Below are 11,215 nucleotides of genomic sequence, written 5' to 3' on the forward strand. Positions count from 1 at the left end.
ACCCAACCCACACTTTCGCATCCGCCACGACATCGTCGACCAATCCGGCAAACTCACCCTGCGCCACGCCAGCCGCCCACACCACCTCGGCATCGGAGGCACCCACGCCCACACCCCAATACTCATCCTGGCCACCAGCAAAACCGTCACCGTCATCAGCAAAACCGCCCACCACATCCTCAGCAGCCACATCATCGACCCCGACAAAAACTACTGGCGGCAACCAAAACAAAAACCCCGGCCGATGGCCGGGGAATCTGTAACCCATGACACGACTCATCACACTGGAGCCGCCTGGGGGAATCGAACCCCCGACCTATTCATTACGAGTGAATCGCTCTACCGACTGAGCTAAGGCGGCGGTACCTGATGGCGCCATCGCGCCGGGCGGCACGAGTCTACGGCAGCCGGGCAGGATCACCCAAGCTCCTGGCCGAGGGTGGCCACCATGGCGTCGACGGCGAACTTGGGTTTGACGTTGATCGCCAGCGCTTCGCGGCAGGCCAACACGGCCTCGATGCACCGCAGCAGCCGCTGCGGGGTGGCATGAGAGGCCAGCGCTGCGACCCGCTCGGCCATATCCGGGTGATTGGGCGCAACCGTCGCCGCGTTCTCCGACACCAGCAGCGCATCCCGGAAGTAACCCGCCAAGTCGATCAGCGCCCGGTCCAATGCGTCGCGCGAGGCGCGGGTTTGCCGAGATTTCTGGCGCCGTTCCAGCTCTTTGATGGCGCCCGTAGCGCCGCGCATCGCGCCCGCGGTCCCCTTACCCGTGCCGCCGGCCCCCAGCGCCGTGCGCAGCTCCTCCGTCTCGGCCTCGGCCCGGTCCGCGGTCAGTCCCACCGCCTCGGCCTCGGCGGCGGCGACCAGCTCCTCGGCGGCGGCGTAGGCGCGCGACGGCGTCACGGCGTCGCGCGCCAGTCCCAGCGCTCGCTCGCGTCGCTGCCGGGCCTCCGGGTCGGTGGCCAGCCGCCGGGCCCGTCCCACATGACCGCCGCTGACCGACGCCGCCCAGGCCGCGGTGTCGGTGTCCAGACCGTCGCTGTCGACCAGCACCTGGGCGATCGCCGCCGTCGAGGGGGTCACCAGCGCGACGTGCCGGCATCGGGACCGCAGCGTGACCGCGATGTCTTCGGGGTCCACCGAGGGTGCGCACAGCAGGAACACCGTCGACGGCGGCGGCTCCTCGACCACCTTCAGCAGGGCGTTGGCCGCACCCTCGGTCAGCCGGTCGGCGTCCTCGATCAGCACGATCTGGCGGTGTCCGGTGGTCGGCTTGCGCGAGGCGATCTGCACGATGGCCCGCATCTCGTCGACGCCGATGGACAGGCCCTCGGGGATGACGCGCCGTACGTCGGCGTGGGTGCCTGCCATCGTCGTCGTACAGGCCCGACAGCGTCCACATCCGGGATCCCCGTCCTCGGGATCGGCGGTGCATTGCAACGCCGCCGCGAAGCACAGGGCCGCCACCGAGCGCCCAGAACCCGGCGGACCGGTGATCAGCCACGCGTGTGTCATAGTTCCGTCGCCGGCGAGGCTGTGACGGTTATCACCGCGCGCCGAGCTGGCGGCGCCGATCAGCTCGTTTTTCACCGCGTCCTGGCCTACCAGCCGCGTAAACACCCCGGACATCACTGGTGAACTTTATTCGTCCGCACCGACAGATATCGATCGGCAGCCGTTTCGCGACCTTCCCGTAATATTTCGGCGCTGTGGCCGGTCAGAGGCGACCTGCCGGGGCGGCCAAAAGTTTTCGACGAGTCACCGCCGCCGGATACGGTGGGCTCGTGGCTACCGTGGCAGCATTGCCCGGGCGGATCAACGCGTTCGTCCGGTGGGTGGTGCGCACCCCGTGGCCAGTGTTTTCGCTGAGCATGCTGCAGTCCGACATCATCGGGGCGTTGTTCGTGCTCGGGTTCCTTCGCTACGGCATGCCGCCCAGTGACCAGATCCAGCTGCAGGACCTGCCTCGTCTCAATCTGGCGATCTTCGTAACGTCGGTGCACGTCGTGTTTTTCGCCGGGCTTGCGGCAAATCTCAAGCTGCTGATGCCGGTTTTCCGCTGGCAACGCCGCGACACTATCTTCGCCGAGGCGGATCCGGCCAGCACCGAACTGGCCCGCCGGCGGGCCCTGCGCATGCCGTTCTACCGAACCGTCATCAGCCTCGCGGCATGGTTCATCGGCGGCGTGATATTCATCATCGCCAGCTGGCCGGTGGCCAAATACGCGGCGCCGGTCGTGGCGGTTGCCACCGCACTGGGAGCCACCGCGACAGCTGTCATCGGCTACCTGCAGTCGGAGCGGGTCCTGCGACCCGTGGCCGTGGCCGCGTTGCGCAGCGGCCTGCCCGACAACGTCAAGGCGCCCGGCGTCATCTTGCGGCTGATGCTGACCTGGATCCCGTCCACCGCGGTGCCGCTGCTGGCGATCGTGCTGGCGGTGGTGTCCGACAAGATCGCGCTGCTGCACACCGCCCCGGAGAAGCTGTTCGATCCCATCTTGCTGCTGGCGCTGGCGGCACTGGGCATCGGATCGGTGAGCACCCTGCTGGTGGCCATGTCGATCGCCGATCCGCTGCGCCAGCTGCGCTGGGCGCTGTCGGAGGTGCAGCGCGGCAACTACAACGCTCACATGCAGATCTACGACGCCAGCGAGCTGGGCTTGCTGCAGGCCGGCTTCAACGACATGGTCCGGGACCTGTCCGAGCGGCAGCGGCTGCGTGACCTGTTCGGTCGCTACGTCGGCGAAGACGTAGCCCGGCGCGCCCTCGAGCGGGGCACCGAGCTCGGCGGCCAGGAACGCGATGTGGCGGTGCTGTTCGTGGACCTGGTGGGCTCCACCCAGCTGGCCGCCACCCGGCCGCCCGCCGAAGTGGTCCATCTGCTCAACGAGTTCTTCCGGGTGGTGGTCGAGACGGTCGGCCGCCACGGCGGCTTCGTCAACAAGTTCCAGGGCGACGCTGCGCTGGCCATCTTCGGTGCACCGATCGAACACCCCGACGGTGCCGGTGCCGCCCTGTGCGCCGCGCGAGAACTGCACGATGAACTCATCCCGGTGCTGGGTTCGGCCGAGTTCGGCATCGGGGTTTCGGCCGGACGGGCCATCGCCGGACACATCGGCGCGCAAGCCCGATTCGAGTACACCGTGATCGGCGACCCGGTGAACGAAGCCGCCCGGCTCACGGAACTGGCCAAACTGGAAGCGGGCCACGTGCTGGCGTCGGCCATCGCGGTCAGCGGTGCCCTCGATGCCGAGGCGTTGTGCTGGGATGTCGGTGAAGTCGTCGAGTTGCGGGGGCGCACCGCACCCACCCAATTGGCACGGCCGCTGAATCTTGCTGCGCCAGAAGAGGTTTGCGAGCAACAACTGTCCAGCGAGACGCGGAGCTAAGATTGGGCTAAGGTCGGGCTCCCATCGCAAGTCCGCCCGCCGCCCAAGCGGATGACGGGCGGATTGTGCTTTACCGATTACGCGGCAGCGACCGGCTTGTTCCCGTATTGCCGCTCCATCGCCGCGGTGTCCCCCTACACCCGGACCCGTACCGATTTGCCGTCCCGCATGGAGCTGCTTGCCGCCGGAGCCCGCCCACGCCGCAGCGCGCTCACGTGCCCGGCCGCCCTCACCGTCAGCGAGTTGCGGGTCGCCCGGCTGGCCGCTAGCGATGAGACCAACCGCGAGATCGCCCGACGGCTGTTCCTGAGCCTGCGGACCGTTGAGGTCCATCTCACCAGCACCTACCGCAAACTCGGTGGGCAGTCCCGACGCCAGCTGGCAGCAGCGCTCTCGAGCGCCGAGATGGTGGCTGCCGGCAGCCGTTAGCCGCCGCACCCCGGCGGTCGACAGGGATGCACCCGGCTAGCGCTTGGCGGCCTTCTTCGCCGGCGCCTTGCGGGTGGTCTTGCGAGCCGTCCGCTTGACCGGCCCGCGGGCCCGTCGGTCGGCCAGCAGTTCGGCGGCACGCTCGTCGGTAATCGTCGCCACATCGTCGCCCTTGCGCAGACTGGCGTTGGTCTCACCATCGGTGACGTACGGTCCGAACCGTCCGTCCTTGATGACCATCGGCTTGCCCGACGCCGGATCGGCGCCCAATTCGCGTAGCGGCGGAGCCGAAGCACTTTGGCGTCCAGGGCGTTTGGGCTGAGCGTAGATCTTTAGCGCTTCGTCGAGGGTGATGCTGAATATCTGGTCTTCGGTTGCCAACGAGCGAGAATCCTTGCCGCGCTTCAGGTAGGGGCCATAACGTCCGTTCTGCGCGGTGATCTCCTCACCCGTCTCGGGATCCACACCCACGACCCGGGGCAGCGACAGCAGCTTCAACGCATCCTCGAGCGTGACCGTCTGCAGGTCCATGCTGCGCAGCAGCGAGCCGGTGCGCGGTTTGGCGGCGCCGGCCTTCTTGCCCTTCTTCACGGGCTCGCCGGAGTTGGCCGGCTCGGGCAGGATCTCGGTCACGTACGGGCCGTAACGTCCGTCCTTGGCGACGATCTCGTGGCCGGTCTGCGGGTCAACACCCAGTACGCGTCCCTCTTGCGGGGTGGCAAAAAGTTGTTCGGCTATTTCGAGGGTCAGCTCGTCGGGAGTGAGCGAGTCGTCGAGGTTGGCGCGCTGCGGTGTCGGCTCACCATCGTCGCCGGTTACCGTGCGTTCCAGGTACGGCCCGTTCTTGCCTACCCGGACGTAGACGGGACGGCCGTCGGCATCGTCGAAGAGCTTGATGGAATTGACTTCTCGCGCATCGATGCCTTCGAGATTGATGCCGACGAGTTTCTTCAATCCGCCCGAGCGGGCCACCGAATCGGCCACGCCGTGCTCGCCACCGAAATAGAAGTTGTTGAGCCAGTTAGTGCGTCGCTCGGTGCCGGCGGCGATAGCGTCGAGCTCGTCTTCCATGGCCGCGGTGAAGTCGTAGTCGACCAGGCGGCCGAAATGCTGCTCGAGCAAGCCGGTCACGGCGAATGCCACCCAGGACGGTACCAGCGCGCTGCCCTTCTTGTGCACATAACCGCGGTCCTGGATGGTCTTGATGATTGACGAGTATGTCGACGGACGTCCGATGCCCAGCTCTTCGAGCGCTTTGACCAAAGACGCCTCGGTGTAACGCGGCGGCGGGTTGGTGGCGTGCCCGTCCGGGGTCAGCTCGACGGCGTCCAGCCGTTGACCGGGAGTCAGGCGGGGTAGTCGCCGCTCGGCGTCGTCGGCCTCACCGCCGACCAATTCGTCCACCGTCTCCACGTAAGCCTTGAGGAAGCCCGGGAAGGTCAGCGTGCGGCCGCTGGCGGAGAACACCACGTCCTGGTCGCCGGCGGTCCCGGCGATGCGCAGGCTCAACGTGGTGCCGCGGGCGTCGGCCATCTGCGAGGCCACCGTGCGCTGCCAGACAAGCTCATAGAGACGGAATTCGTCGTTGTCGAGCTCACGGCGCACCGCGTCCGGCGTCGCGAACGTCTCACCGGCGGGCCGAATCGCCTCGTGCGCCTCCTGGGCGTTTTTCACCTTGCGGGTGTACTGACGCGGCGCGGCAGCCACATACTCCTCGCCGTAGAGCTGCCGCGCCTGCGTACGCGCGGCGTTGATCGCCGACTCCGACAGCGTCGTGGAGTCGGTCCGCATGTAGGTGATGTAGCCGTTCTCGTAGAGCCGCTGCGCGATGCTCATCGTCCGCTCGGCGGAAAACCGGAGCTTACGGCCGGCCTCCTGCTGCAGCGTCGACGTCATGAACGGCGGATACGGCCGGCGGGTGTAAGGCTTTTCCTCCGCCGACGCGACCGTCAGCTGGGCGCCGTGCAGGCGCGTGGCCAACGCGGTCGCGGTCGCTTCGTCCAGGATGGTGACGTCCGGCAAACCGGAAGCGACGCTACGCAGCTGACCCAGCGAGTCGAAGTCGCGACCAGTGGCCACCCGTCGGCCGTTTACAGCCGTCAGCCGGGCTGCGAAGGTGGGCGGGTGGGCCTTCGGGTCGGACACGCTGGCGTCCAGCGTGGCCACGATGTCCCAATAGGACGCGCTGCGGAACGCCATCCGGTCGCGCTCACGCTGCACGATGATGCGCGTGGCCACCGACTGCACCCGGCCCGCCGACAGCTTGGGAGCGACCTTCTTCCACAGCACCGGGCTGACCTCGTACCCGTACAGCCGGTCCATGATGCGACGGGTTTCCTGCGCGTCAACCAGGTCGATGTCGAGCTCGCGGGGGTTGGCGGCAGCCTCGAGGATGGCCGGTTCGGTGATCTCGTGGAAGACCATCCGCTTGACCGGAATGCGCGGCTTCAGGGTTTCCAGCAGATGCCAGGCGATCGCTTCACCCTCGCGGTCACCATCGGTGGCCAGATAGAGTTCGTCGACGTCTTGGAGCAGGCCCTTCAACTCGCTGACGGTGCTCTTCTTCTCGGGGCTGATGATGTAGAGCGGTTCGAAGTCAGCGTCGACGTTGACCCCAAGCCGGGCCCACGGCTCGGACTTGTACTTGGCGGGCACGTCGGCCGCCGCTCGCGGCAGGTCGCGGATGTGACCTCGCGACGACTCGACGATGTACCTGGGCCCCAGGTAGCCGGCCAGTTTGCGCGCCTTGGTGGGCGACTCGACAATGACAAGTCGCCGGCCGCTGCCATTGCCGCTGTCGCGGCGCTTCGATCTCGGCTCAGCCAACTGCGCTTACGCTCCATCTCTCATCCTGGCTCCCCACGGAACCGCCCCGGTAGGAGAAGAGTGCCAGACTGGCACTGAATCTCAGGTGAAATTCCGGTACGCCGCCGTTCCCTCGCCCATGGGCACCTGACAATTTCGCACCCTAAGGCGCGCCTGCGCAAACCGGCTACCTGAAAGACCAGCGCGGGGGACCCCTCAAAGCCGTGGCCACTGAGCTAACGCTTCGGGACTGTCGGGAGGTTCCCCCACGTTCTCTACCAGGCGTGATAGCCTGCGCCGGCCGCTGATCCGCAGCGCCGGCCGGGCGCCCCGGGTGCCGATAAGGGTGGGTGCGATGCCGACCCGCATCAGCGCCGACGCCAGCGGCGAATGGGTGTCGGGGGCGTGCGGATCCAGGCCGAGCAGATATCGGTCGGCTTCCGGGCTGCCGGCCGCCAGCGTCCAGGCCCGCAGCTCGCGTGGCCCGGGCAGCCATCGGGGGGGCACTGTCTTTACCGCACCGCGGGTCCAGGCGGCCGCGATCCTGCGCAGCCTCGGGTCGGCTGCGGTGCGTACCAGCGGGGTATCTTCGTCGGTTCGGGCGATTTCCGATACCACGCCGGCGTCGCGCATCATGTCGGCGAGAGCAACCGCGCGCCACAGGTCACTGACGACCACCGACAGCCGGGCGCCGGTACCGACCATGACGATTTGACCCGGGGCCGCCAGCACTCCGGCAAGGTCGTCCACCGCGGGAGGCACCGACTCCGCGGCGAAGAAGGAAAGCTGGCTCACCTCACCGACAGTAGGCCAGCCGGCCGGTGCGCCGCTGCTGCACGTCCCGGCGCGGCGGCCACGTGTGCCGGGCAGACGCGCCTTGAGGTAACGAAAACCCCCCGGCCCGACCCGCTGTGCGGGCTGCGCCGGGGGGTTCGTCAGAACCGCTCGGATCAGAGGGAGCGGACTCCGGTGGCCTGGGGGCCCTTAGGGCTGTGGCCGATTTCGAACTCGACCTTCTGGTTCTCTTCGAGGGTGCGGAAGCCCGAACCCTGGATCTCCGTGTAGTGGACAAACACATCCGCGGAACCATCCTCGGGGGCGATGAAGCCGAACCCCTTCTCCGCGTTGAACCACTTCACAGTTCCCTGTGGCATTTCTCGATCTTTCCTTTTCTTCTGGGTGCGGTGCACCGCCTCTCGGTGCCCCGGGCCAAGCTGCGACCGCCATACCTCGCTGAGTCGCCGGAACTTAACCCGACCGATAACCTCGCAGGAACCGCGGCCGCAACGTCGATCCTGCGAAAGTTTGACACGAACACAGAAGCTGCGACCGCAATCAGTCAATCATGTTCGGCGCGTCGGCGACAGACTTGTGTCGTGGACGAGTTCTCGAAGGGTGCGTAAATGCCGAGTTTCGGCAGCGAGCTGCTTGCCGCCGCGCTCGCCGGTACGCCGTCCGGCGAGGCTCCGCTGCGCCATGTCGCCGAGCTGCCACCACGACTTGGCCGACCAACCGGTTGGCCGGAATGGGCCGCCCCCAACGTGGTTCGCGCCTTCGTCGACCGCGGCATCACCGTGCCGTGGTCGCACCAACTCGAGGCCGCCGAGCTGGCGCACGAGGGACGCCACGTGGTGGTCAGCACCGGCACAGCATCGGGCAAGTCACTGGCCTATCAGCTGCCGGTCCTCAGCGCGCTGGCGACGGAGCCGCGCGCCCGGGTGCTTTACCTGTCCCCGACGAAGGCGCTGGGCCACGACCAGTTGCGCGCGGCCCATGCGCTGACCGCTGCAGTCCCGCTTGACGACGTCGCCCCCACGGCCTACGACGGCGACAGTCCCGCCGAGGTGCGCCGCTTTGCCCGCGAACGATCGCGCTGGCTGTTCTCCAATCCGGACATGGTTCACCTGTCGATATTGCGCAACCATGCCCGCTGGGCTGTGCTGCTACGCGGGTTGCGATACCTGGTGGTCGACGAGTGTCATTACTACCGGGGCGTTTTCGGATCGAATGTGGCGATGGTGTTGCGCCGGCTGTTGCGGCTGTGCGCCCGTTACTCGGCCGAGCCGGGTTCCGGCCCGACGGTGGTATTCGCCAGCGCGACAACGGATTCTCCGGGCGCGACCGCCACCGAACTCATCGGCCAGCCGGTCACGGAGGTGGTGCACGACGGCTCCCCGCAGGGGGCGCGCACGGTCGCGTTGTGGGAGCCGGCGTTGCGGACGGATTTGACCGGTGAGAACGGCGCCCCGGTACGGCGGTCGGCGGGCGCCGAGGCGGCGCGGGTGATGGCCGACCTGATCGCCGAGGGAGCACAAGCCCTGACGTTCGTCCGGTCACGGCGTGCAGCGGAGCTCACCGCGCTGGGCGCCCGGGCGAGGCTCGACGACATCGCACCGGAGTTGTCGTCCATGGTGGCCTCGTATCGAGCGGGATATCTTGCCGAGGACCGCGCCGCCTTGGAGCACGCGCTGGCCGAGGGCCGGCTGCGCGGGCTGGCCACCACCAACGCGCTGGAGTTGGGCGTTGACATCGCCGGGCTGGACGCGGTGGTGCTGGCCGGCTTTCCCGGGACGGTCGCCTCGTTTTGGCAGCAGGCTGGCCGGTCCGGCCGGCGCGGTCAGGGCGCGTTGGTGGTGCTGGTGGCCCGCGACGATCCGCTGGATACCTATCTGGTTCACCACCCAGACGCGTTGTTGGGCAAGCCGGTCGAACGAGTCGTCATCGACCCGAGCAACCCCTATCTGCTGGGCCCACAATTGCTATGCGCTGCAGTCGAATTGCCGCTCGACGAGGTTGAGGTCCGGTCAATGGACGCGGCGGCGGTGGCCGAAGGCCTGGTCGACGACGGGTTGTTACGCCGGCGGGGCGGCAAGTACTTTCCGGCGCCGGGTGTGGAACCACATGCGGCAGTAGATATTCGAGGTTCGATCGGCGGCCAGATCGTCATTGTCGAGTCCGACACCGGGCGGCTGCTGGGCAGTGTGGACACGGGCCGGGCGCCGGCGTGCGTTCACCCGGGCGCGGTATATCTGCATCAGGGCGAAAGCTACGTCGTCGACTCGCTGGATGGCGAGGAAGGCATCGCCTTCGTCCACGCCGAGGATCCGGGCTATGCGACATTCGCCCGAGAAGTCACCGATATCGCGGTCAGCGGTCCGGGCGAGCGGTCGGGTTTCGGCGCCGTCACCCTGGGCCTGGTGCCGGTCACCGTCACCCATCGGGTCATCGGGTATCTACGCCGCCGGCTCAACGGAGAAGTGATCGACTTCGTCGAGCTCGACATGCCCGAACAGGTGCTGCCCACCACCGCGATGATGTACACGATCACTCCGGAAGCCTTGGCCCGTAACGACATTGACATGCCCCGGATTCCGGGTTCATTGCACGCCGCCGAACATGCGGCCATTGGGCTGCTGCCGCTGGTCGCCAGTTGCGACCGCGGCGATATCGGTGGCATTTCCACCGCGATCGGTCCGGAAGGGCTGCCGAGTGTCTTTGTCTACGACGGCTATCCGGGAGGAGCCGGGTTCGCCGAACGCGGCTTCCGGCGGGCACGCACCTGGCTGGGTGCCACCGCCGCGGCCATCGAAGCCTGCGAATGCCCGAACGGATGCCCGTCGTGCGTGCAATCTCCCAAGTGCGGCAACGGAAACGACCCGCTGGACAAAGCAGGCGCGGTGCGGGTGCTGCGGCTGGTGGTCACGGAGTTGGTTGCTGAAGGTCGCTAAGCACGGGGCAGACGGCGGCGGGAAATCCCGCGCCCCGGCTACCACGAGCCGTTGCGGCCGGGGCAGGCCAGACGTGCGGCCGGCGCCGGTGATCGTGCCAGTTCTGCAGAACCGCTGCCCGGCGCGCGCTACGGTGCGCATACCGACCGCATCGATGCCCGCCGCGCACTGGGAGGTACTCATGTCGCTGCTGATTGCCGCACCCGAGTCGCTGGTCGCAGCCGCGACGGACTTCGCAGCAATTGGCGCTACGGTGAGCGCGGCCACCACGGCCGCGGCGGCGCCGACGACCACGCTGCTGGCGGCCGCACAGGACGAGGTATCGGCGGCTATCGCGACCATGTTTTCCGCGCACGCCGTGGACTATCAGGCACTGAGTCGGCAGGCAGCGGTGTTCCACCAGCAGTTCGTCGGCGCGCTGACCGCCGGCGCCGCGGCCTATGCCGGTGCCGAAGCCGCCAATGTCGTGCCGCTACAGCAGATACTCGACGCGATCAACGCGCCCGCCCGAACACTGACTGGGCGCCCCCTGATCGGCAATGGCACCAACGGAACCCCGGGAACCGGCCAGGACGGCGCGCCCGGCGGATGGTTGCTCGGCGACGGCGGGTCCGGCGGCTCGGGCGCTCCGGGGGCAAGCGGCGGTAACGGCGGGACCGCCGGGCTGCTGGGTGCCGGCGGCGCCGGTGGCGCCGGTGGCAACTCGCTTACCGGCAGCGGCGGCAACGGTGGCAATGGCGGAGCCGGCGGATGGCTATGGGGCCATGGCGGTGCCGGCGGAGTCGGCGGTGCCGCACAGGTAGCGGGCTCCGGCAACGGCGGCAACGGCGGCGCCGGCGGGGGCGCAGGTCTGTGGGGCGG

General features: G+C 68.0%; 9 protein-coding genes and 1 tRNA gene. 4 read left to right on the forward strand and 6 right to left on the reverse strand.

The annotated features are described in order from the left end of the window. The 3 genes from EET13_RS30645 to EET13_RS26430 all read right to left on the reverse strand — a co-directional run. Positions 1 to 280 (reverse strand): hypothetical protein (locus EET13_RS30645; protein ID WP_168991340.1); only part of this gene is annotated, 280 nt, incomplete at its 3' end. A 5-nt stretch (positions 281 to 285) separates the two neighbouring features. Continuing rightward, positions 286 to 361, reverse strand: a tRNA-Thr gene (locus EET13_RS26425). Between the two features lie 56 nt (positions 362 to 417). Then, complete coding sequence (locus EET13_RS26430; RefSeq protein ID WP_122445023.1) at positions 418 to 1,632, reverse strand: DNA polymerase III subunit delta'; 1,215 nt, start codon at positions 1,630 to 1,632, stop codon at positions 418 to 420. Between the two features lie 80 nt (positions 1,633 to 1,712). Here EET13_RS26430 and EET13_RS26435 point away from each other — a divergent pair, with 80 nt between their 5' ends. Beyond that, on the forward strand, positions 1,713 to 3,392 hold the full coding sequence (locus EET13_RS26435) for an adenylate/guanylate cyclase domain-containing protein (RefSeq protein ID WP_244604128.1): 1,680 nt from the start codon (positions 1,713 to 1,715) through the stop codon (positions 3,390 to 3,392). Positions 3,393 to 3,443: 51 nt separating this feature from the next. Then, positions 3,444 to 3,821: a helix-turn-helix domain-containing protein gene (locus EET13_RS26440; RefSeq protein ID WP_122445025.1), complete on the forward strand. Its 378-nt coding sequence runs from the start codon at positions 3,444 to 3,446 to the stop codon at positions 3,819 to 3,821. A gap of 36 nt (positions 3,822 to 3,857) precedes the next feature. On the opposite strand, the gene topA is transcribed toward EET13_RS26440, so the two are convergent. The 3 genes from topA to cspA form a co-directional block, all read right to left on the reverse strand. Further along, on the reverse strand, positions 3,858 to 6,647 hold the full coding sequence (gene topA / locus EET13_RS26445; protein ID WP_122445026.1) for a type I DNA topoisomerase: 2,790 nt from the start codon (positions 6,645 to 6,647) through the stop codon (positions 3,858 to 3,860). Positions 6,648 to 6,842: 195 nt separating this feature from the next. Beyond that, entirely contained in the window at positions 6,843 to 7,421 is a 579-nt protein-coding gene (locus EET13_RS26450) for a hypothetical protein (protein WP_122445027.1), read from the reverse strand. A 155-nt stretch (positions 7,422 to 7,576) separates the two neighbouring features. After that, a complete protein-coding gene (gene cspA / locus EET13_RS26455) occupies positions 7,577 to 7,780 on the reverse strand; it encodes a cold shock protein CspA (protein WP_007772268.1) in 204 nt (67 codons plus the stop codon). Between the two features lie 249 nt (positions 7,781 to 8,029). On the opposite strand from cspA, the gene EET13_RS26460 reads away from it, so the two are divergent. Both EET13_RS26460 and EET13_RS26465 read left to right on the forward strand, forming a co-directional pair. Continuing rightward, positions 8,030 to 10,354, forward strand: a complete 2,325-nt coding sequence (locus tag EET13_RS26460) for a DEAD/DEAH box helicase (RefSeq protein ID WP_122445028.1) — start codon at positions 8,030 to 8,032, stop codon at positions 10,352 to 10,354. A gap of 181 nt (positions 10,355 to 10,535) precedes the next feature. Next, positions 10,536 to 11,215 (forward strand): PE family protein (locus tag EET13_RS26465; RefSeq protein ID WP_136623261.1); only part of this gene is annotated, 680 nt, incomplete at its 3' end.

It is taken from the genome of Mycobacterium attenuatum, assembly GCF_900566085.1.
Taxonomy (GTDB): domain Bacteria; phylum Actinomycetota; class Actinomycetes; order Mycobacteriales; family Mycobacteriaceae; genus Mycobacterium; species Mycobacterium attenuatum.

Bases quoted from the DNA above. Each gene is read 5' to 3' on its own strand.
- EET13_RS26430 (WP_122445023.1), bottom strand. From the start codon at position 1,632: ATGTCCGGGGTGTTTACGCGGCTGGTAGGCCAGGACGCGGTGAAAAAC.
- EET13_RS26440 (WP_122445025.1), top strand. From the start codon at position 3,444: ATGACGGGCGGATTGTGCTTTACCGATTACGCGGCAGCGACCGGCTTG.
- cspA (WP_007772268.1), bottom strand. From the start codon at position 7,780: ATGCCACAGGGAACTGTGAAGTGGTTCAACGCGGAGAAGGGGTTCGGC.
- EET13_RS26460 (WP_122445028.1), top strand. From the start codon at position 8,030: ATGCCGAGTTTCGGCAGCGAGCTGCTTGCCGCCGCGCTCGCCGGTACG.